This window comes from Paenibacillus sp. IHB B 3415 (genome assembly GCF_000802655.2).
GTDB lineage: Bacteria > Bacillota > Bacilli > Paenibacillales > Paenibacillaceae > Paenibacillus_AQ > Paenibacillus_AQ phytohabitans.
Genome location: NZ_JUEI01000014.1, coordinates 1 through 23,017, shown reverse-complemented (window position 1 = coordinate 23,017; position 23,017 = coordinate 1). Strand labels below are relative to the sequence as shown.

Here is a 23,017-nt window from a genome sequence, read left to right as displayed (position 1 = left end):
CTTTGCTGTCCGCCTCAGATGCCAGCTCCTGCTTCTCCAAACGAAAGCTCCTCAATTTTTTCAAATTCGCTTAGCACCTGGTAACGAAGCTCCTGAAACGAAGTGCTCGCTTTCTTCCGCGGGAACGGCAGGTCGATCTTGACGATCCGACGAACCTCGCCGGGGCGCGGTCTCAGAATCACAATCCTGTTAGCCAGTACGACCGCTTCGTCTAGATCATGAGTTACAAAAATCATCGTTGTTTTGTTTGTCTCCCATATATCAAGCAGTGCCTCCTGCATATGAGACCTGGTAAAGGCGTCCAACGCGCCAAACGGCTCGTCAAGCAACAGGATCTTGGGGTTGCGCAGCAGCGCTCTTGCGATCGATACCCGCTGCGCCATCCCTCCGGACAATTGCTTCGGATACGATTTTTCGAAGCCTTGCAGCTTCACCAGTTCAATTAATTCGTCAACCTTCTCGCGGATTTCCGGCTTGCGCAGCGATAAATCGGCTGCGATATTCTGCTCAACCGTAAGCCAGGGGAACAGCCTCGGCTCCTGAAAAACAAATCCTTTCTCAATTCCCGGACCTGCAATGTTCTCCCCGGAAAGTTTTACGGTTCCTTCAAAATCTGTATCCAGCCCCGCAACGATGCGAAGCAGCGTGCTTTTACCGCAGCCGCTTGGGCCGATAACCGTAACTAACTCACCAGCATTGACTTTCAAGTTGATATTATGAAGTGCTTGAACCACTTTGTTGCCGGAGATGAATTTCTTGTCCAGCTGTTGTATATCTAGAAGCGGTACACTCATTGTTGAACACAGCTCCCTTCATCTCAAATATGACTTATTCCGGTTGCCTTCCGATACGGTGAGCGATCCTCCATGCGACCAGTAAGGTCATAGCCGCGACACCAGCACATAGTAGCGCCATGACATGAAGTCCTTGCGTGGACACATTGCTGCCGAACACCAAACCCAGCACGCAGGAGGACGTAATCGTTCCGATAAATCTGAAGGCCTGCAGCAACCCGGAGTATACGCCGATCCCGCGGCTGTCAACCATCCGGTACAAGGCGTTCTGTACGCTGAAACTCTGAGCCGAATTCGACAGGCCGAACAGCGTCAGCAGCAAACAGATGATGACGATTCCCGTATCGGCTTTCACACCGGTAAACAGGATTAGGGTAATCACCGAGCCGATCGCTCCGGCTAACATCGCATAAGCGGGCCCGCTCCGTTCCACCCACCTCGCCATAACGGGCAGCGATACCAGATTGGGAGCCGACATAGCCAGCATGACAAGCCCGGCTTCTCCTGTTCCAAGACCCGCGCTCGTTATCAGAAAGGCTGGCAACCCGAACAAAATGCAATACAGTATGATGTTGACCAGCATATATTGAACGTAAATCAAGCCTAATGCACGGTTGGACCGGAGAATCCGGATATCGATAAACGGCATTGTCGAAGTGCTCTCATGCCGGTAAAACCAAACGCTTGACAGCACGTTAAGCGGCAGCAGCCAGTAAAGCGGATCCGCCAGGTTTTGAAAAAAAGCAAACCACCCCACCATGCTTGCCGCAAACAGCAGAATGCCGGTGTAGTCCAGTTCCGCCGCCATCTTTCTTTCAAATAGAACGGAGTCCTTCGGGATGGCCCAAAAAACGAGAGCTATGGTAAGCGCGACGATCGGAAAATTGACCAGAAAAATGGCTTTCCAGTCACTGTAATGAATAAGGATACCGCCGACGGATGGTCCAACGGCCGCAGAGAATGTCGAGAACACGCCAACGATTCCAAGTGCTTTCGCCTGCTTGTCCGATACGTAATATTTCAGCAGGCTCATGCCTGCCGGATGTAAGGCCGATGTCCCGAAGGCCTGAATGGTCCGGTAAGCCATTAACTCACCCATACTGGCAGACAGCGGAGCGAGCATAGATGAGAGGCATACCAGGAGCAGCCCCCAAATATATATGCGCTTGGCCCCGACCATGTCGCTCACCTTGCCCATTAGCGGCTGCGCGATGGCGCTCACTATATAATAGGAAGCAATCAGCCAGGATACATCTCTGAAATTCGCTCCGAAGCTTTCCTGTATGCGGGAAAAGGCTACGGTTATCATCGTTGTGTTGATCGGGTTCATCATAACGCCCAGCGCGACCGTGATCGTTATCCAGTATTGTCGTCTGGCACTCATGCGGGCCCTACCGCTATCCTGCTGCCAGTCGCCGTGCGCCCATAGTCAGATAGCATCGCGCCGCCGCTTACCGAAACAACTCGGGGTGCTCGCGGACAATACTTTCATAATAGGGCTGAAAGTTAAGCCAGCCCATATCCGGCGTAAAACGCTGGGAGACCTGCGCGGCCCGTTCCGGAGGAATCAGCTCTGGCTTGCTTACCGCTTCGGCCATCAGCTGGGCCTGGCAGGACCGTTCCATTGAAATGAACCAATAAGCGGCTTCATCAACCGTCTTGCCAAAGGTGACCAGGCCGTGATTTTTGAGCAGCAGCCCTTTGTTGCTGCCCACTGCATTCGCAAGCGCCTCTCCTTCTCCATGCCTGAAGCTGTCGAATACATCATGCGCCTGATAGAAGACTGCGGATTCTGTGGTAATGGGGTCCAGCTTCCGCCCGAGTGCGCACCATGTTTTTCCATAGATAGAATGCGTATGGGCAATCGCATTAATGTCCGGTCTCAATTTCTGAACCGGCAGATGGAGCTGGAGCGCTCCTCCATGCACATGACCATGTCCATGCACGATTTCACCGTTATGATTTTGCAAGACCAGATCATCTGCCGTAATCAGATTGAAGCTGAGGGCGAGCGGATTTGTCCAATACTGATCCGTCTTGATCGGATCGCGAACAGAGATATGCCCCATGACCCCCTCATCGTATCCGAATTTTGCAAAAATCCGAAAAGCCGCTACCAGCCGTTGCTTGCGGTGCTCCCGCTCGTCCTCTAAATTATCGAATTGAGGCGGTTGCAATCTTGTCGCTTTAGGATTGGTTGTCATCTTTTGTTCCTCCATTTATAATTTATGCTGTTAACCCTGATAGCTGTCTCTCCAACTGAGCCATCGCTTGTCCAGATACTTGACCAATGAATCGATAAGCTTGCCTGCAAGCGCAAATATAATAATGCCAACGAACACCAGATCCGTTCTGCCGTTCTGAGCCGATGTCAGGATCAAACTTCCAACGCCCTCACTCGCTCCGATCAGTTCCGCAACCACAAGACTCAGCCACGATATCGCTAGAGACAGCCGGATGCCCAGCAGCAAATGTGGCAACGAGGAGGGCACAACCAGACGGACGATTTGCTGGAACCGGTTGAATTGCAATACGCGAGACACCTCGTACAGCTTGCCTTCCACGCTTCTGATGCCTATAAACGTATTAATATATATAGGGAAGAAAGAGCCCTCCGCAATAATAACGATTTTGGACATTTCACTAAAACCAAACCAGAGCGTAATTAGCGGCGCTAACGCCAACCCGGGAATCATCCGCACCAGCTGGATCGAAGGATCGATAAAGTCCTCCGACCGTCTGGAGAATCCTGTCCATATGCCAAGTAAAAAGCCGACAGTCCCACCTGCCAGAAAGCCCAGCAATGCCCTCCGGGCGCTTACGCCGAGATGATGGAACAACTCTCCGCTACCAATCATGGCTTCAAACCCCTTCAATATCTCCAAAGGTGTCGGGAGGAAGAAGGTATCGATAATGTTCAGGGTACCTAGCGTTTGCCAGCCCGCCACAAGCAATAACGGAAAGGCTGCCGCTATGGCGATATTCTTCCAGACCACTTTTCGGCGATTCACTTTTTTGTTGTGAACGCGCGGCGAAGTCGACAATTGCGTGCTCATTCCATCCCTCCTTAATTTCCTTGAAAATGATCCCGCCATTTCAGACATCTTCGTTCTATACCCACAACGAACATATCGGATATTTTTCCGCACACTGCAAACAGCAATATGCCTACAAATACAACGGACGTCATACCCATCGATCTTGCGTCCATCATCAGGTAGCCAATTCCGGAGGTGGAGCCCATTATTTCCGCCACGACCAGTCCGAGCCAGGTAACGGCAACCGACAAACGGATACCCAGGAATATGTTGGGCAAGCTTGCCGGGATGACCAGCCGGACAATCTGCTTCAATCTGCTAAAGCTAAGCACTTTCGCCACCTCAAAATATTTACGGTCCACATTTCGAATACCTAAATACGTATTAATATACAACGGAAAAAAAGCCCCTTTTGCAATCAGCAGTATTTTTGACGTCTCTCCGATTCCAAACCATAATACAAACAAAGTCGTAACTGCAAGATGGGGAATCATGCGAATCATTTGAATGGTCGGGTCCAGAGACCGCTCGGCGAAACGAAAGAATCCAACCAGCAATCCGAACATAAAGCCGAGCCCTCCCCCGAGTGCGAAACCATACAACGCGCGCTGCAGGCTGATAGACAGATTGTCCCCAAGCTCCCCGGTCTGGTACAGCCTCGTCAAAGCATTGAAGATCGTTGAAGGGGTCGGGAACAGGAGCGTAGAGATGCGCCCCTGATCGCCAAGCACTTGCCACAACACCAGCAAAAGAACGGGTAATGTGCTTCCTGCCACTGCCTTATACAAATACCGATTGTACGGTCGCAAGCTACCCATACGTATTCCTCCCTCAGCCTTGATCGACTTGTGCCGCCTCTCTCTCTTTCGTATACCGATTGACCGGGTACGGCAAATTCAGATGCCCGCGCAATGTGTTGCCGGTATATTCTTTCCTGAACAGGCCGCGCTCCTGCAGAATAGGCACGACCTGCTCAGCAAAATCGTTCAGTCCCTCCGGTTGTACATACCCGTAAATAATGAAGCCATCCACCGCTTCCGCTTCAAACAGCCGTTGCATCCGGTCTGCGACTTGCTCAGCCGTTCCCACGAAATCCCCTTTGGGCGTAGCCGCCCGCAGCGCCAGCTGCCGCAACGTCAGCCCTTCTTCCTTGGCCATTCTTTTCAGGCTCTCAGCCGTAGATCTGAAGCTGTTACTGCCGATATCGCCGAGATCCGGGAGTGGTTCATCCAGCGGAAACTGCGAAAAGTCGAAAAAGCTGAAAAACCGGCTTAAATATTTGACGGCGAGTTGAATATCCACATACGCGCTCGTCTGTTCATATTTGCGAAGCGCCTCTTCCTCCGTCGCCCCGATAATTGGCGTAATCGCCGGGAAGATGAGAATTTCCTCCGGCTTGCGTCCGAACGCAGCCGCGCGCTGCTTCACATCCTTGTAAAATTCACGCGCCTCTTCCAATTGGCTCGACGGAGCAAAAATGCCGTCTGCTTGGCGCGCGGCGAGTTCTCTGCCCACCTCGGATGCCCCCGCCTGAAATACGAGAGGACGGCCCTGCGGAGAGGGTTCCATGTTCAAGGGACCCTTCACCGAAAAATATTTGCCCTTGTGATCGAGCGTGTGCAGCTTGTCCAGATCCACATATTGGCCGGTCTCCTTATCCCTCACAAATGCATCGTCTTCCCATGAATCCCATAGCCCCTTGGCAATCGTAATGTATTCGTCCGCGATAGCGTAACGTTCCGCGTGATCGTATAGCTTGTCCTTGCTATGGTTTTTCGCGACGTCTTCAAGTGCGGAAGTAACGGCGTTCCATCCCGCTCTGCCGCCGCTCAGCTTGTCCAGCGAGGCAAGCTGGCGGGCCGTAGTAAACGGTTCGCTGAACGAGGTCGTGAACGTGCCGATCAGTCCAAGTTTGCTCGTTACCGCCGCTAATGCCGACAAGATCGTCAGCGGCTCGAAGCGGCTCAAAAAGTACGGCGTTGAATCCTTCGTAATATAGGCCGAATCTGCAATAAACGCGAAATCGAATTTCGCCTTTTCAGCAATTTGCGCCAGTCTGATATTGTGCTGCAAATTAACCGGACCATCGGATGGGCTATTTCCATGTCTCCATGCAGCTACATTGTTTCCCGATCCGGTGAAAAACGCTCCCAGATGCATTTGTTTTTTACTCATTTTCTATTCCTCCTATCAGATTATTAGTTGTAGATCCATTGCTCCAGATCGAAGTCACCAGCAGCTAATTTCTCCTCCTGCAGAAAATCCTTGGCCAACCGCAGCCGCTCGATGCCTTGCTCGCTATTCTCCGTGTCGGCAATCAGCTCGATAGGATATAAGATAGGCGCTACATCAATCGGTGTTCCGGTAATTTCTGAAATATAGGCGTAGTATTCGTCCGGCTTGGACTTCAAGTCCTCCAGGGCGGCTGTTCTAGCTGCGTTCCACGCTTCCACAAAATCGGGATACTGGTTCAGGAACTCTTCACGGGCAACCGTAACCGACGTCCCCAGCAACGGAGGATGGTCGATGCCGCGATCCAGCACCGGGTATCCTTCTTCTTCCGCCATACGGTACGAGGTATAGTCGTAGGCGGCCGGAGCAAAGGCGTCGATATCGCCGCGGGCCAGTGCGGCATAGGAATCCGGCCAGCCCATATTGATGATGTTTGCTTTAATGTTGTTCTCTTTCAACAATCCCACTACATAGCGGTGCATAATCGAGCCTTTAACAACGGCGATCGTTTTGCCCTCCAGCTCCTTGACTGTGGAAACGCCGTTCTTTTTGCCGAGCAGGTAGCTTTCGTTCTGCGTAACCGTAAACCCGATTAATTTGGTTTTGTTGCCGGCAGCACGGGTTAGCAATTGCGGTGTATCGCCTGTCGTGGCCACGTCGGCGCGGCCTGCCAGCAGAGCCTCGTTAATGTCCGGGCCAGTGCCTCCACCCAAAGCAACAGACTCCTTGATGTCATATTGGGCAAGCACTTCAGGTATGATTCCGGTATGGAAGCCCCAGCCTTCCGCTCCGCTTTGCTTGCCTGTTGCGCCGACAAACAAATACGTAAATTTCTCCGGCACCTTTTTTGCTGCCGGAACCGGTTCATTATCCGCTCCGCTCGGCTGTTCCGGTGCGGCTGGCGGCGGCGCAGAGGCATTCGCCCCATTGTTCCCGCCTGTTCCTCCGCATGCTTGTATCACCATGATGGCCATAAGCAGCACCATAGTCAGGGTCAGCCTTAATCCCCTATTCTGTTTTGTCGTTTGTTTGCTGTGTCTCATATTTTTTCTCCACTCCTTATGCATTATCAAATGTCGTAACGCTCTCATGCTTCCTTTCCAGCCTCGGATCTTCACGAAATTAACAGCGAATGCGTCACCCCCTCATGCTCTGCGCAGAAAATGGTATAAAAACCGTTTGTACGGTATCTTATCGATAGAACCAGACTCAAAAATCAAAATTCGATATTATTCGACATAATACCAAGTATATCGGTATGAATTATGAACTTTGATTTAGAGTAATCTATCACCGATTTTCTAGCATGTCAAGATGAAAATGAAGTCCATTGTAGCCCGCGCCCGAAACTAATTTTATTGATATAGCCAGAACGAGAAACGGTAAAGGAACAGCTTATGAGCGGCCGGCAAAAATAATTCAATCTAAAATAGCAATGTTCTCCGGCGGTAATCAAAAAAGCCAACATCCTCTTTGAAAGCAGGAGTTGGCATATTCAAAATGTGACAACATGATTGACTTTAACGACTTTGATACTCTTTCATGTAAGGACGGGCGGACGCAAGTGTCACTCTTTATCCAGCGGATGGCGGATATCATCCTTGTAGAAATCGAAAATGAGCTGCTGCTGCGTTCCTCTCACTGCATAGAACACGTCGGAGATATGTTTTCCTTTGCGTCTTAGCTCGTTCTCCAGCCATTGTGCCGTAAGTCCGTAATTCTTCAGGTTATCCTCCATTACGATGCCATCCATAATTAATTCCACCGGGAAGGCTTGCGGATGGGACGGCAGCTTCATATCCTTCTTCTGTACTCCCTGAAAGGCCTCCTTTTTCAGTACGGACAACCTTCCGTTATCTTCAAGAATGCCATACTCCACCTCTTCTATATCGAAAATATCTTTCTCCCGCAGCGACTGATCCAGTGAATCCATCGTATATTTAAGCTTGCGCATGTTGCCCTCCAAGATCTTTCCTCCTTCAATCAGTACCGTGGGCGAACCGGAGATCCAAGCTCTCCACTTATGGCTTTTCAGCGCGATCAGCGACAGCAGAAAAGAAAGGGCGGCAACAGCGACAAGGGCCAGGATCAAATAGACCGATTTCAGGCTCTCATTGAACGCCAGGTTGGCGGCTATCGACCCCAGCATGATGCTGGTGACGAAGTTATGAGAAGTCATGTTCGATATCATCTGCTTGCCCAGCAGCTTAGGGATAAACAAAAGCAGAATGACGGAAATTATCGTGCGGACCAGAATATCCATATAAGCATGCATAGCGCAATCCCTCCTCCCTCCATTATTTCCAATACGAACCGAAACAAACGATTTGTACGGGAGGAGACAATGAATTGACCGTAATCGTATTGTGACTTAGCCCGGATTTATCTTTTTATTCTCGGCAGAAATGCCGCCGGAATCAGCGCCAGTGTAGCGAAGGCAATCGACCAGATAAACGTATGATCGAACGCAACAGCCATAGCTGCCGGGTCATGGGACAGGACTGAATTAAGCTCGTTCTGCAAAATAATAGCGATAACCGATACGCCAAAGGCGCCGCCGATCTGCTGCATAATACGAGTGGTGCTGCTGGCATGCGGAATTTGCTTCGAAGACAGGCCAATATAGGCCGAAGCCATGACCGGCAGAAAAACAGCCCCTAATCCTGCCCCCCGCAAGATCAATGCTGCGCTCAAATAGTAATAGCTCGTATCTCCGCTAAGCTGCGTAAGCGGCCATGTTCCAAGTATGGTAAGGAGGGTTCCGGCAAGAACGACGGGTCTCGAACCGATCTGATCCGTTAGTTTGCCGGCAAGTGATCTTGTCAGCAGCATCCCGATCCCTTGCGGAACGAGCAGCAGACCGGATATTAGCACTGATTCGCCGCGGACTTGCTGGAAGTACAGCGGCAGCAGCAGCATCGCCCCGTAAGTAGTCAGACCGGACAGGAATAGCAGTGTCGAGGATACCGTAAAGGGACGCACCCGAAACAGCTTAACATCAAGCAAGGCTTCGTCTCCTTTGCGGTATGCATAAATGACAAACACTGCTAAAAGCACTAACCCGGCTATAACGGGAACGAGAACAGCGGCATGACCGTAACCGTGGCTCGAGCTTACCTCTCCTAGACCATAAATAATGAGAATGATAGCTGGGGACAACAGCATCAGTCCCGGCAGATCCAGCCGCAGTGTCCGGGTTCCGCGCTCTTCATCGGGCAATCCCTTCCACGCCATGAGGATGGCAACGATGCAGAGCGGAATATTTACAAAGAAAATCCATCTCCAGCTCAGATGATTGATGATAAGGCCTCCCAGCACTGGCCCGAGTATCGGCCCAAGCAGCGCCGGTAGAGCCACCGTGGCCATTCTTTTGCCCATATTCTGTCCTCCGGAGGCGCGTACGGCCAAGGTCTGCATAATGGGCATCAGCAATCCCCCGCCGATCCCTTGAATGGTACGGAAAAAAATGAGGCTCTCCACATTCCACGCCATGCTGCACAGCACAGAACCGAGCAAGAACATGCCTAGCGAAAATAGCCACATCGGCTTGCCCCCGAACCGCTCCACCGCCCAGCCGCTAATAGGAATGACCATTGCAAGCGCAAGCAGATAACCGGTCATCACCCATTGAATGGTTGACACCGAGGTGTTAAATTCCCGCACCAGTGTATCAATAGCCACATTCGTTATCGTCGTGTCGAATAACGGGGCCAGAATACCAAGCATGAGAATCCACATCAATTTCTTCGCGGCTGCCTGCTGTTCAGCCGATTCAAGCACTGCGGTATCTTGTTTTTGCAAAATAGATTCCCTCCCTTAGATCGAGAAATAAGAAACAAAAAGTTTCTTATTTGCGCTTATGATATACTATCCCCATATGAAACGCAACGAAAATTTCTAAAGGAGTATGAGACCCATATGTCTACTTCTCAACACCAGGATAAATTGAAAAACAGACGCAGAGGCAAAGAGCTGGAAGCGGCTATACTGAAGGCGGTACGGGAAGAATTGCAGGAACAAGGCTATTCTAATCTAACGATGGATGGAGTAGCGGAGCGGTCAGGAACAAGCAAAGCCGTGCTGTACCGCCGATGGGCCAACCGTGCTGAGATTGTACTGGCGGCGATCCGGGAACGCGTGCCTCTGCCGCTGGAGGAGGTACCCGATTACGGGAATTTGAGGGACGATGTGTGCGGTGTGCTCCGGTCCATGAATCAGAACAATATCGAAGTGATGATGAAGGCTTTCTACGGGCTTGTAACGGAAATCGGCGCCATGCCGCTTGCCTCCTTGATATTCCCAGAGGGGCGTCAAAACAGGACAATGACGATTGTACTGCAGCGGGCCGTTGAACGGGGAGAGGTATCGGCTGAGTCCGTTACGCCCCGGATGCTTATTTTGCCGGCAGATCTGGCCCGCCATGAGCTAATGCTCTATAACAAACCAATGTCCGAGGAGACCATTGCCAATATTGTGGACGAAGTGTTCCTGCCGCTCGTATTAAAGCGTTGATTACCCTATCTAAATAGAAAAACGAGAGGAGATAGGCCGCCATTAATTCGCCGTAAATCTCACTCTCGCTTGATTTTCAACATACAATTTGATGTCTCCACCGCTCAATCAGATGAGCCCGCCTGCCAGCTCTTCATCATCTCCTGCGCCTGCTGCGGATCTGTCATGAGCAGAGTGCGGTACTCCAGCATCCAGTTCAGGGTATTCAGCATTTGGTCGTATTCTTCCTTCTTGCGTTCGATCTCCTTCTTCTTGCTGCGAATCCAATCTATGATCTGCTGGTTCGTATTCGCATTGGAATCGTGGTCCTGCAGAGCTTCCTTCAGTTCCGCCAGTGAACAGCCGATGGACTGGAACTTCTTGACGAGCTTGAGCCGCTGGACAGCCTCTTCCGAATAGTTGCGGTAATTGTTGCTTTCCCGCCGGACATGCCGTTCATCCAGCAGGCCTTCCTTTTCATAAAAGCGGATCGTATGGATCGTGAGTCCCATCCTGTCCGCCAGTTCCTGAATTTTCATCATTATTTCTCCTTTGGACCGCTTGCCCTAGAGTTCACTTCATAGTTTATGCTTAACATGATCAGGCAGTCAACTTATGAAGGAGGATATCATTATGCATGTTTTTGTTACAGGAGCAACGGGGTATATCGGTTCTGCGGTCGTCAAGGAACTGATCAGTGCGGGACATACTGTGACGGGTCTTTGCCGTTCTGAAGAGAAAGCAGCGGGACTAACGGCGGCGGGAGCCACAGCGCTGTACGGTACTCTGGATGATCTAGAGACTCTGAGCAGCGGCGCTGCTGCTGCGGACGGCGTGATTCATCTGGCGTTCACCAATGATTTCTCCGACTTTGAAGGTGCGCTGGCCCTGGATTTGGGGGCCGTTGAAGCTATGGGAGCGGCGCTGGAAGGCTCCGGGAAGCCGTTTATTACCACGGCTCACGCAAATGGACATGCCGTAGATGCTGCAGTGCTCGCAATGGCAGAGCGGGGCATCCGGGCATCCATCGTCTCGCTTGCACCGTCTGTGCACGGCGAAGGCGACCGGGGTTTTGTGCCGATGATGATCGACATCGCCCGGGAGAAGGGCTTCGCCGCCTACATCGGCGACGGAAGTAACCGCTGGCCGGCAGTCCACCGCCTGGATGCGGCGGTGCTGTACCGCCTGGCGCTGGAAGCCGCCCCGGCGGGCTCGCGGCTGCTGGGCGCCGGCGATGAAGGCATTCCGCTCTGCGAGATCGCCGCAGTCATCGGGCGGCAATTGAGTGTGCCGGCGGCCAGCATAACCCCTGAAGAAGCCGCCGCCCACTTCGGCTTCCTTGGTGCTATCGCGGCAATCGACATCACAAGCTTATACAACACTGCGCAGGCAAGCCTGGCAACCCGGGAGCTTCTGGGCTGGCAGCCGGTACAGCCCGGACTGATCGCCGATCTGGAAGAAGGGCATTATTTCGTATAGAAAATAGGGGTGTCCGAAGCCTGTAAATCGCAGTCTGGGACACCCCTTATATTTTCAGACACAAGGTTCATTTGTCCCCGTTCTTTGGATAAATGTTGTAAATTCTGCAACTCTGATTCATAGATACCAGGGTGTCCGGGAGAATTGATGCAGAAACTGCAAGATTTCTCCTGCCAAGCCGCTCGGAGGCGCAAAAATGCTGTCTTTCGTACAACATTTCAGGAATATGGTTGATATAATGAAGAGAATGTTGTATTTAATGCAGGATTTCAAAGCGAAACCCAAAAGCAGGACTAGATCCGGAGGAGGATACTGAGTTGAGCAAAATCATTCACTGGGGCATTATCGGCTGCGGGGATGTAACCGAGGTTAAGAGCGGTCCGGCCTTGCAAAAGGCCGGGGGATCACAGCTCGCGGCCGTTATGAGGCGCAGCGGAGAACTTGCAGCGGACTATGCGCGGCGGCATGGGGTACCCCGCTGGTACGACGGGGCAGCCAGTCTGATAGCCGATCCCGGCGTGGATGCCGTGTATATCGCTACACCGCCGTCCACCCATATGGAGTACACCTTAGCGGCAGCGCAGGCCGGAAAGCCTGTCTATGTGGAGAAGCCGATGGGTCTTAATACGGCGGAATGCGAAGCCATGATTGCTGCCTGCGGGCAGGCGGGGGTTCCGCTGTACGTCGCTTATTACCGGAGAGGGCTTCCGCGTTTCCGCAAGGTTAAGGAGTGGCTGGACACGGGAGCGATCGGCGAACCCAGGTTTGTGCGCACTCTGCATATGACTAAGCCGCTCACGGCGGTAAGTGAGGAGAACTGGCGGGTGGACCCGGCAATTTCCGGCGGCGGGTTATTGCTGGATGTGGGCAGCCATACGCTGGATCTGCTCGATTTCCTGCTCGGCCCGATTAAGGATGTCAACGGACATGCGTCCAACTTTGGAAGCCCCTACAAACCTGAGGATACCGTATCCGGCAGATACCGCTTTGAGACAGGCGTTCATGGGACGGGCATCTGGTGCTTTAATGCCTTTTCTAACGAAGACGTTACTGAAATCATCGGCAGCCGTGGCAGTATCACCTTCTCCACCTTTGCGGAGCAGCCGGTTATTCTCCGGACCGAAGACGGGGAGTACCCTGAATTCATTGCCCACCCGCCCCATATCCAGCAGCCGCTGATCCAGTCCATTGTAGATGAGCTTCTAGGATGCGGCACCGCTCTCAGCACCGGCGATACCGCTATCCGTACCAGCCGCGTGATGGATGAACTTGTACGGAATTACAATGGACGCTGATTGCCGGCATACTTAAAAACAAAAATAAACCTGCAACATAAACAGCCAGCCTCCGGGAATCCGCCCGGCGGCTGGCTGTTGTTGCGCTCAATCAGAAAGAAAACTCTAAGTCCTAATTACAGCTTCCAGATCCGGTACAGAATGACCGCTGCTTCCGCCAGGGTAAGAGTATCATCCGGGGCAAGCCTGCCGTTCTTACCGTTCACAACTCCATATTTCAGCAGAGCTTCCAGACTGTCCTTGGCGTAAGCGGAGATTCGCTCTGCATCCGCGTAAGCATCCAGAGTTCCGCTGCCGTGTGCCGCTATCCCGGCTGACTTCAGCGCGCGGGCGGCGATCACCATCATCTCCTGACGTGAAATCGTGCTGTCCGGCTTAAAGGTGTTATCTGCATAGCCGGTGACGATGCCGAGCTGCTTCGCGGCGGCAAGCTCCTTGAAATGCTCAGCATTATTCCCGACATCGCTGAATCCAGCACCTGCTTCTGCAGTAGCTTTGAGTTCAAGCACCTTCAGAAGGGATGCGGTGAAATCTGCTCTGCTCACTGGAACCGCCGGGGAGAAATTACCGCTGGAGGTTCCCTTCACAAGATCACGCGCCGCCATGGCAGCGACAGCCTGCTTAGCCCAAGACAGATTCCCCAGATCCGTGAATGTCAATGGAGCATACGCCGCTGCAAAAGTGCCAAACTCTGATGTCTGGAACACAAGTGATCCGTTCGCCGCATCATAACGGCTGTTCACGACAGCAGTCATATGGCCATCCTCACGGAGATGGCGCACCAGCAGTGAATCGGGGTAACCCAGCTCTTCCATTGCCGGCTTGTAAGGAATTGAAACAGTTATAGGCATATCCGGGCTGCTCCAGGCCATCTCCCGGCCTCCGGCCGACAACTTCAGCTCCACTACCGGACGACTGCCGGTCAGACTGCGGGCTGCCGCATCCGGACTGGCCGCCGGGGACTCTTTTACATGAATGGAGATGTATTCACTGTTTGCTGTAATGCCAGCCAGCTGCCCGCCTGGGATTGCGAGCGTTGCAGGGCCTGTCTTGATCACAAGCACGAAGTTCGCCTGCCCCTTCAGGCTTTGCAGCGGCAGTTCAACTTCGTATGAGGCTGCACCCGTCTGCTTCGGCAGGTCGATCACGATTTGTTTCATGCCGTCTGCTGCCGGGACTGCCTGCTCCAGCGCTTTGCGCAGAATATCGCCCGTAACCGTGGCCTTTGCCTCTCCTCCCTGATTCTTGATTTCAGGTCTGATCGTAACCACGCCGTCCTTACTCTCAAGATTCACAGGCTTCGGTGTAGGTGTGCTATTGACATAGTTTGTTCCGCCAGATACCGGTGCCGGGGTTGGTGTAGCTGTTGGTGTTGGTTCTGCTGTTGGTTCCGCAGTTGGTTGTGTCGTTGCTGCCGGTGTCGGCGTTGGTGCCGTTGTCGGTTCCGGCTCTTCATCCCTGCTCTTGAGAGTCAATATGCCGTACACAGACGTGTCCTGATAACCGTTCCCGGTGGTATCATTCCAGGCGGCAACACTTTGCCGGACGCCGCTCTTGGCATCGTTAATCTGAGTGTCGAAGCCGACCTTGGTGCCGCCGGACGGGGTGATTTTTTTGAACGGAATCTTCATTTCAAGGGTATAGCTTGTTCCGGCAACCTTGGCTGCCGACTCGAAGCCTGCACCGATGGCTGCCGGACTGAAGGAGGCTTCATTGTCATAATTGACCCGGAACTGTCCGTCATCGTCCTGATAGAAGGTGGTACGGCCCAGATTCTCATCCAGGAAGACCTCGACAGAGTCTTGCTCCCACACATTCGTGTTACTCTTGTCCAGCTGGGCGTCGCTGACCTGGACCAGGACATATAGATTCTGTTCATCCCACAAAGTACGCGCGGTTCCGCTTGCGCCCTGCCAGGCCAGCTGATACCGGTTCACTGCCATCTCAGGCGCTGAGGACCAGATTGCATCCGCTGTTCCGTCAATGACCGGTGTGCCGTAAACGGCCTCAGACACATTAGCCTCTGTCGTGTTCGGTTGATGCTCTGCCATATATTTTGCCGGATCGATGACGCCGTAATATGCCGGTTTGGCCTGCAAATCCCTGTCAAACAGCAGCGGACTTGAGACAGCTCTCCAGCTGGTACGGTCATCCATTCCCCAGAAGGTAACACGTGCGATATTGGCAGCATATGTCTTGTAGAGATCCATCAATTTCGCATACAGATAGCCCTGGTCGACCAATTCCTTCTCCGTTTGCTTATTGTCGCTTCCGGCTTGAATATCGAGCTCGGTAATGCTCACCTCTACTCCAAGCGAGATGAATTTCTCCAGTGACAGCTTGACGTTATCGGGATTGGTGTTGATATTGTAATGTGCCTGCATCCCCACACCGTCAATCAGCAGCTTCCCGGGGTTAGTAAGCGCGTACCTGTCGTTGATTTCCTTGACCATACTGTAGATGGCCTGGGCTTTGTTCTGATTATCATCGTTGTAATCATTGTAATACAGCTTGATATCCCACTCTGGATGATCGTCCAGCACCTCTCTGGCCGCCAGGAAAGCCTGCTCTACATAGTCCGCTCCGATAGCATCATACCAGTGGGATTGACGCAGAGCCCCTTGCCAGTTGGATGGGTTAGACGGGTTATCATTCATTGCTTCGTTGACTACATCCCAGGAGATCACCCTGCCCTCAAAATGCTCCATAACCTCCCGGATATGAGTTCTAAGATTGGTGAGTGCTTCGGCACGCCCCAAAGGAACGGTATTGCCTGCTGCATCCGTGGTCAGGTTCATCCAGTCAGGCGACTGCTGGTACCATACCAGCACATGCCCGTGCATCTTCATCCCTTCAGCCAGCACCTTGTTCACCATCGCATCTGCCGCTGTAAAAGTGAAATTCCCCTTAGTCGGCTGCAGTGCATCCGGCTTCATGGCATTGCCTGCGGTAGCAACGTTGTGATGCATCTTCAGCAGATCCAGCCGGACACCTTCCAGATCCTCGGCTGAAATCGCGTTACCGATCAAGAAGTCATTCTGATAGGCTGCTTTTAGAGGAACCAGATCCCTTTGAATATCCACCGGGCCGGTGCCTGTATGCTCAAAAGTGATATCGTCGATATAAAAGGAGGCTGCTGTGTTATTGGAGCTTTCAATATAAAGGGTCAGATATTCGCCGCCCACACTGTTATAGCGGTAGCTGCCCTCAAATTTCACCCAGCCGTCAGCAGTGCTGATCGTCTTGGGGGACAGAGCCACATAACTCGCACCACTGTCATTGCCCACCTGCGTAGACAGCTGGAGCTGCGAGCTGGCAGGATCGATCAGCTTGACCCAGGCAGAGATGTTGTATTCGCTGCCCTTATCCACGTATTTCTCCACACGCAGGGAAGGCCCGTGCCAGGTAGAGGTTCTGCCTTCCACCTTCAGCGCGTAGGAACCATCAGCCGTATGATTCTCTTCACCGGTTACAGTAAGCAGCTCGGTTCCCGCTCTGCCGGTGAAGCCGCCTGCCGTCTGGTCTTCAAAGGTGATCGTATTGAATGGTAAAGCCGGGTCCCGGACAGGTTCTTCCCCGCCGCCTGGAGTGCCCTCTTCAGTGAACAGAATATCTCCAAGATAAAATGGCACTGCGGCCCCGGCCTCGTTGGAGTTGATGCGCAAGGAATGATCCTTCTTGTCGGGGTCCACGGCACTGGTATCCACAGTGAATGTTTTCTTTAGTGTGACTGATTGGCCTGCCACATAGGGTACTGCCGTATAATTCCCATAGCTGTTCACCGTCTGGAGCGCCGCCGCCGCATCGTCCGGGAGCGCTACATTAGCGTCAACGTAGACGACAGCAGTGACGGAGTATGTGTGCCCGTTCTTGAGGCCGACATCCGAGAATTTGAAATCAACCGCATCCCAGTTATTTACCCGGTTGCTAACGTATAACGCTGCCCCATCGGCATTTCCGTCAAAAGGAACTCCCGTGACTGCACTGAGGCTGGCGCCTCCGGATTGGACTGCCTTGCCTGTGCCGCCCGCAAAGGTTTCGTGATATACCGTGACCGGGGCCTCTGCTGCCTGAGCAGCGGGAATATACCCGCCTGCCGGAAGAAGCAGGACGGCCGCCAGTAATACGAGAGAGACTTGCTTGATTATTCGCTTCATGCATTGCACTCCTCTGTATGAATTTGGATTTCTTTTGAGTTAAGCGCTTACAGTTATGTGAAAGCTGCCCCCCTTCTCAACCCAAATCGTAGCACAATGCAAAAAACGCGTCTTACCCGAAACTAAAGATTGTACCGTGCTTTTTATAGTTCATTTCCTGGAGTGTCACAACTAAGAAGCACCTATCTACCACTCTACAATCCGGATGCTATAGAGACCGGAAATAGTTGGATTTTCTACACTTGCTGATGAGCGAATGTCCCCCTGCTTAATCAGCAGTTGGATAAACAGCACTTAAATCACTCCATTTCATCCAAAGTAGTGAAAACTCCCCCTATTAGATGTTGTTTTTCCACTTGCTTCCGCACATCGCTCAGAAATTGACGAATTAAGATACGTTTTTCCACTTGCTGGCCTGAAGAAGCCACTCCTACCGGAGAACACTTGGACAGCCCGACGCGGCTCGACATCATATCGCGCCAGCCTTCACTTCATTACACCACGTGCAGGGAATCTGCACGCAATGCAAAAAACGCAGAACAGCACTTCTCATAACGCGAGAAGTGCTGCTCTGTTATCTTTTTCTCTTAAATAGGACTATTTCATTATGGGAGATCCGCCAGGGGACAGCCTTATCACCAGCAGCTATCAGATCAGCTTGTGCGCAAACCATTTCTCGCCTCTGAAGCGCCATAGAAACACAAATCCCCGGACGGCCCACTCGCAGTTCATCGCCAGCCAGACCCCCAGCACACCGTAGCCGAGGACGATCCCGAGAATGTAGCCGAATACGACCCGGAACAGCCACATCGACAGCATGGAGGTGATAGAGGTGAAGCGGGAATCCCCCGCTGCCCTCAGCGCGGACGGCAGAATGAAGCTGACCGCCCACAGCGGAATCTGGGCAATAGCATTCACCAGCAGGACTACAAACAAGTCGTCAATGATCTCAGGAGGCGGAGAGAAGATCGACACCAGCGGATGGAACAGCGGCATCAGGAGCAGGGCGACCAAGGCATACGAGGCTGAACCGATCCAGAGGAAGGACTTGATGAATTTTCTGGCATCTGCCACATCCCCCCGCCCGATGCATTGGCCGACCACCGTTACGATCGTCAGCGACAACGCACTGGCCGGAATCTGAAACACCATCGCCAGCGAGCCGGCAATAGCATTGGTCGCAATCGCATAGGTGCCCATACTAACAATAAAAATCTGGGTCAGCAGCTTGCCGCCATTGAAGAACATCTGCTCAGCTGCAAATGGAACGCCGATGAACATAATTCTGCGCAGCATGGAGATCGGAACATGGAACAGGTCGCGGACCCGCACACGCAGTACCGTGTCAATCTTGAACAGGTACACCAGGGCAAAGATCATGCCCGCATACCGCGCGATATTGACCGCCAGCGTCATCCCCAGCACACCCATGTGCAGCAGGTTAATGAAGACTACGTTCAGGAGTACGTATAACAGATTCATGATCAGCGACAGCATCAGCGAAGCCCGCGTCCTGCCGACGCCGCGCAGCGCACCGCACACAGCCTGAACCACGGCGATCCCCAGATAAGAAATACTGCTGCCGATCATGTAGATCCGGGCATTATCCAACACATCGGCGGAAGCTGTTCCGAACAGCAGGTTCAGTATCGGCGTGTGGAAGCCCATGAGCAGAAGTCCGATTCCCACGGCGATCAGCGATACCGAGGTAACCGAACCCGCCGTAGCCTGGGATACCATCCGGTCGTTGCCGCTGCCTTTGTACTGCGCAACGACCACTGTCCCGCCGGTAGCAATGGCAACGAACACGTTGATCAGGAAAATATTCAGTGAATCTACCATATTCACCGCACTGACCGCCGCCATGCCGGATGAGCTGATCATCGCAGTGTTTACCAGATTAAGCCCGATGATGAAAGCCTGGTCAATCAGGATCGGAATAAATAAAGCTACAATTTGCCGATAATCCATCCCTTCCCCGGAAAGGTACTTCTCCAGCCATTTTTTGGCCGGCAGTCGAGCCTGAAGCTGCATAAACATATCACATTCTTTTCTGTAGAATAATTGCGAGCAGACTGTACATTCCTTCCAGTTTACTACAAATCTAACTTCACGTCTGTGACCAGTGAGAATCCGGAACACAAAAAAGCAATAAATCCGCAATTCTCCATTAACGAAAGAACGGCGGCTTTATTGCTGCTGTATATGAATTACTGCTCTTTATCCCGGCCAAGCAGTCCGCTGAGCGCTTCGGTCACATTCATACCGGTAAGCGTCTGGGTCAACTCAGGAACCTGGGCCATTATTTTGGCAATATCACCGGTAATTTTGTTCACGCCTGAGGTAGCTCCATCCTGGGAAATCACTGTAATCTTATCCACCTTGGCGAGCGGGGAAGCAATTTTCTCAGCCAGCTCCGGCAGGATTTTCAGGAATTCCACGGTAAGCGCAGCTTGTGTGAACTGTTTGTACGCTTCGGCTTTCTTCTCCAGGGCTCCCGCTTCCGCTGCTCCGGCCAGCTGGACAATCTCCGCATTCGCTCTCCCTTTCGCCAGCTCAGCTTCCGCCGTGGCCAGTCCGCGCTTGGTCGTTGTCGCTGCCTCTGCTTCCGCCTCAAGAATCTGCCGCTGCTTGGCGGCTTCCGCTCTCATGACCGTAGCCTGGTTCTCCGCCTGGGCAGGCTTGATCACCGTTGCCTCCAGCTCCCGCTGTCTCAGCTCGACTTCAATTTCCCGGACTGTGCGGTTGGCCTCCGCTTCCATCTGCGTGATCTTGACCTGTTCGGTAACGAGTGATTGCTTAATTTTGTTCTGCTGCAATTCATACGCAAGATCCGCCTGTGCCTTCTTCACTTCTGTCTCCAGCTTGAAATCCGCCTGCTTAATGTTCAGTTCCTTCTCGAACAGGGATTCCTTCGCACGGGCGGCGGTTCCCGCTTCAATGGTGGCCTGATGCGCATTGGCTTTGGCAATGGAGGATTCCTTCTCCGCCTCGGCCTGCTTGATCTGAATGTCGCGTTCCGCTTCCGCCTTGGCAATGCTGGCATCGCGGCGGATGCGCTCAATTTCCGGAACCCCCATATTGTCGATATACCCTTTGTCATCCGTAATTTTTTTGATGGTGAAGCTGACGACCTCAAGCCCCATCTTGTCGAGGTCCTCCGAGCAGGTCTCCCTCATTTTGCTGTTGATTTCATCAGGCGTCTTGAGGATGGATTCCACCGTCAATTGCCCGATCAAGCCGCGCAGGTGGCCCTCCACCGAATGCAGGATAATCGTCTCGCGGTCTTCTTCCGGCCGGTCGATGAACTGCTCACTGGCCGTCAGAATAGCGGTGGGATCGCTTTTGATTTTTATCTGGGCGACCGCCTCCAGGTTGAGCTTGATGCCCTGCCGGGAGAACATCGCCTGCGCCGGAATGACATCGAAGCTCATCAGCATCATAGAGATGGTCTTATTGTTCTGGAAGCCGGGGATGACGAACGTCCCGCCGCCCTGCACCACTCTTTTACCGCCGAGACCGTATACAATCATCGCCTGATTGGGCGGGACTTTTTTATAAGCGGTCACGATACTGAACAAAGCCAGCAGAATAACAACAACAATGCCTGAGATTAAATAAAGAATAACCATTTGGTCCGACACTCCCCGTCATTTATAATTCTCCGAATTCCCTCTCGAAGAGGGTTACTTCCGCCATTCCCTTATCCACCTTCAAAATAATCACCCTGTCGCCCCTCACGAGCTGCTGGCCTGTTGCTGCCCGCACTCCAATGGAGCGCATCGTTCCGTGCAGCACATATTTCATTTCCCCGGCTGCCCCATCCGCTGCAGGCACACTGATGTATCCAAGCTGCCCTGCCTGCTCATAATCCAATTCATTCATGCTGCTGTCATACCGGGTCATCACCCGGGCCAGCACTGCATACATCAGACACCCTGTCAGCAAGGCAATCATGGTACAGATCAGCACTACTGCAAGCACGCTCATTCCGCTGAAGCGGATAAGCACATAACCAGAGCCGCCCCAGACTGTGACAAACACCATCAGCGGGAGTATAGGCACAAAGCCCGGACCCCCGGCGTCACCGCCCCCCGCATGCAGATGACCCGCCAGGCCATGCCCATGAAGTCCGCCGCTGAGGAGCAGGAGCAGTCCGACCCAGAAGCACACGATAAATATAGTTAAGATAACCATCACCTCCTTAGGCAGTTCAGATCACATTATAAAGATACTTTTTTCGTTGTTATAAGAATTTCAATTCTTAATTCAGACCGTCTTCCCCTGCTGCCTGCACAGCAAAAAGACCACAGCAGCAGCAGGGCTCTCCGTGGTCGGTTAATCGATCATGGCGCTCATCCTCTCTCTTCGAGGCTTACGAGGTTAGCTGACGGATTCGGGCAGCGAGATTGCCCTACCTTGCCGGAGCACCGTTACAGCATGCAGCAAGGATTCACCCCAGGTGAGCGGCCGCTATCTGAGCAAAAGCCATAATCACCGTTGGTTCCCCCGTTCCCATTACTGGAATTCAGCCATTTGAGAACAGTTAAATTTCATTCGGTTGTTGATTTGAATCTTACGCCTGCAGCCATTTAATGTAAAACGCTGCGGTTGACAAAAGAAGCCAAAAATGCCGTCCCTGCATGAATGAAGGCGTATTCTTTGCTTTCGTTCTTAAGCGGCCGATGATTTACTCCTTTTTGCTCCGTTTCTCTGGAGCAGTGCTGTTACATAGCAAAGAGGCTGTCTAGTAAGCAGTGAATCTGCTTACTAGACAGCCTCAGCCAGCAAATATTATCAATACAGTATAATTTCTTTATCGTTTCTGTGCTTCCAGCTCCCGCGTAAGCTCAAGCGCTTCAATACCGGCCAGTAGTACTATGCCAATTCCGTGAGTATCGTTGAGCTGCCAGGTGAGCTGCTCCTTGTAATAGAGCTTATTGAACGAGTAGCCTGATCCCCGGCAGACGCCGTAGACATTCCCCTGCTTGTCTATGCAGTATTCGGCAAGGGCGTGCCAGCCGCGTATTGCCGCAGCGGCGTAGGGGTGCGGCTCGAGCAGCCAGCCTCTGCGCACCCCTCTAGCGAAGGCATACACGAACATTGAAGAGCAGGATGCCTCCGCATAGGATTCGGCATCCGTCAGAACTTGATGCCATAGCCCTGCAGCATCCTGTAGCCGCAGATACCCTTCACACAGCTCCCGGAAATAATCCAGCAGCTCCGGCCGCTGCGGGTGCTGCTCCGGCAGAATCTCCAGCAGCTCGGTCAGTGAGAACAGCACCCAGCCGTTGCCTCTGCCCCAAGGCACACCATTCGGCTTGCCGAATTTATAGTCATAGACATGGTGCATAATGCCAAGCTCCGGCTGGAACAGCCGCTCGCGGTAGTGCAGAAACTGGGCCACGGCGTCATCCAGATAGGCAGCATTTCCGGTTAGCTGATAGTACCGGACCAGAAAAGGGGTGCTCATATACAAATCATCACACCACATTGTTCCCTGCATGAAATAGGTCGTGCCCCCGGGGGGG

At 52.6% G+C, this 23,017-nt stretch carries 18 protein-coding genes and 1 riboswitch; of the genes, 3 read left to right on the top strand and 15 right to left on the bottom strand.

Going from position 1 to position 23,017, the window contains the following annotated elements; translation table 11 throughout:
- Positions 1-14: 14 nt before the first annotated feature.
- The 9 genes from QW71_RS07550 to QW71_RS07510 form a co-directional block, all read right to left on the bottom strand.
- Positions 15-794: an ABC transporter ATP-binding protein gene (locus QW71_RS07550; RefSeq protein ID WP_039295599.1), complete on the bottom strand. Its 780-nt coding sequence runs from the start codon at positions 792-794 to the stop codon at positions 15-17.
- A gap of 34 nt (positions 795-828) precedes the next feature.
- Positions 829-2,178: an MFS transporter gene (locus tag QW71_RS07545; protein WP_039295597.1), complete on the bottom strand. Its 1,350-nt coding sequence runs from the start codon at positions 2,176-2,178 to the stop codon at positions 829-831.
- 67 nt (positions 2,179-2,245) lie between these two features.
- A complete protein-coding gene (locus QW71_RS07540) occupies positions 2,246-2,998 on the bottom strand; it encodes a class II aldolase/adducin family protein (protein WP_039295593.1) in 753 nt (250 codons plus the stop codon).
- Positions 2,999-3,028: 30 nt separating this feature from the next.
- Positions 3,029-3,850: an ABC transporter permease gene (locus QW71_RS07535; RefSeq protein WP_039295591.1), complete on the bottom strand. Its 822-nt coding sequence runs from the start codon at positions 3,848-3,850 to the stop codon at positions 3,029-3,031.
- Between the two features lie 11 nt (positions 3,851-3,861).
- Positions 3,862-4,650 (bottom strand): ABC transporter permease, encoded by a 789-nt coding sequence (locus QW71_RS07530; protein ID WP_047013671.1) that lies wholly within the window; start codon positions 4,648-4,650, stop codon positions 3,862-3,864.
- A 13-nt stretch (positions 4,651-4,663) separates the two neighbouring features.
- Positions 4,664-6,007 (bottom strand): LLM class flavin-dependent oxidoreductase, encoded by a 1,344-nt coding sequence (locus tag QW71_RS07525; RefSeq protein WP_039295585.1) that lies wholly within the window; start codon positions 6,005-6,007, stop codon positions 4,664-4,666.
- 23 nt (positions 6,008-6,030) lie between these two features.
- Positions 6,031-7,107 (bottom strand): ABC transporter substrate-binding protein, encoded by a 1,077-nt coding sequence (locus QW71_RS07520; protein WP_039295582.1) that lies wholly within the window; start codon positions 7,105-7,107, stop codon positions 6,031-6,033.
- Between the two features lie 524 nt (positions 7,108-7,631).
- Positions 7,632-8,339, bottom strand: coding sequence for a DUF421 domain-containing protein (locus QW71_RS07515; RefSeq protein WP_039295580.1), 708 nt, complete (start codon positions 8,337-8,339; stop codon positions 7,632-7,634).
- Between the two features lie 107 nt (positions 8,340-8,446).
- The gene (locus QW71_RS07510) at positions 8,447-9,865 is read right to left on the bottom strand and encodes an MDR family MFS transporter (RefSeq protein WP_039295577.1); all 1,419 of its coding nucleotides are present in this window, start codon (positions 9,863-9,865) and stop codon (positions 8,447-8,449) included.
- A gap of 117 nt (positions 9,866-9,982) precedes the next feature.
- On the opposite strand from QW71_RS07510, the gene QW71_RS07505 reads away from it, so the two are divergent.
- Entirely contained in the window at positions 9,983-10,576 is a 594-nt protein-coding gene (locus QW71_RS07505; protein ID WP_039295574.1) for a TetR/AcrR family transcriptional regulator, read from the top strand.
- A gap of 104 nt (positions 10,577-10,680) precedes the next feature.
- Here QW71_RS07505 and QW71_RS07500 read toward each other — a convergent pair whose 3' ends face one another.
- Positions 10,681-11,097 carry a MerR family transcriptional regulator gene (locus QW71_RS07500; RefSeq protein WP_039295571.1) on the bottom strand — a complete coding sequence of 139 codons (417 nt, stop codon included), beginning with the start codon at positions 11,095-11,097 and terminating at the stop codon, positions 10,681-10,683.
- A gap of 91 nt (positions 11,098-11,188) precedes the next feature.
- On the opposite strand from QW71_RS07500, the gene QW71_RS07495 reads away from it, so the two are divergent.
- Both QW71_RS07495 and QW71_RS07490 read left to right on the top strand, forming a co-directional pair.
- The gene (locus QW71_RS07495) at positions 11,189-12,034 is read left to right on the top strand and encodes an SDR family oxidoreductase (RefSeq protein WP_039295569.1); all 846 of its coding nucleotides are present in this window, start codon (positions 11,189-11,191) and stop codon (positions 12,032-12,034) included.
- A 317-nt stretch (positions 12,035-12,351) separates the two neighbouring features.
- Positions 12,352-13,329 (top strand): Gfo/Idh/MocA family protein, encoded by a 978-nt coding sequence (locus tag QW71_RS07490; protein ID WP_039295566.1) that lies wholly within the window; start codon positions 12,352-12,354, stop codon positions 13,327-13,329.
- 116 nt (positions 13,330-13,445) lie between these two features.
- Here QW71_RS07490 and QW71_RS07485 read toward each other — a convergent pair whose 3' ends face one another.
- From QW71_RS07485 to QW71_RS07465, 5 genes are all read right to left on the bottom strand, one after another.
- Positions 13,446-17,486 carry an endo-1,4-beta-xylanase gene (locus tag QW71_RS07485; RefSeq protein ID WP_039295565.1) on the bottom strand — a complete coding sequence of 1,347 codons (4,041 nt, stop codon included), beginning with the start codon at positions 17,484-17,486 and terminating at the stop codon, positions 13,446-13,448.
- Between the two features lie 648 nt (positions 17,487-18,134).
- Positions 18,135-19,520: an MATE family efflux transporter gene (locus QW71_RS07480; RefSeq protein ID WP_373604761.1), complete on the bottom strand. Its 1,386-nt coding sequence runs from the start codon at positions 19,518-19,520 to the stop codon at positions 18,135-18,137.
- A gap of 176 nt (positions 19,521-19,696) precedes the next feature.
- Positions 19,697-21,118: a flotillin family protein gene (locus QW71_RS07475; protein WP_039295561.1), complete on the bottom strand. Its 1,422-nt coding sequence runs from the start codon at positions 21,116-21,118 to the stop codon at positions 19,697-19,699.
- 22 nt (positions 21,119-21,140) lie between these two features.
- Positions 21,141-21,683: a hypothetical protein gene (locus tag QW71_RS07470; protein ID WP_039295558.1), complete on the bottom strand. Its 543-nt coding sequence runs from the start codon at positions 21,681-21,683 to the stop codon at positions 21,141-21,143.
- Positions 21,684-21,843: 160 nt separating this feature from the next.
- Positions 21,844-22,030, bottom strand: a riboswitch (cyclic di-AMP (ydaO/yuaA leader).
- Positions 22,031-22,302: 272 nt separating this feature from the next.
- Positions 22,303-23,017 (bottom strand): glycoside hydrolase family 105 protein (locus QW71_RS07465; RefSeq protein ID WP_039295556.1); only part of this gene is annotated, 715 nt, incomplete at its 5' end.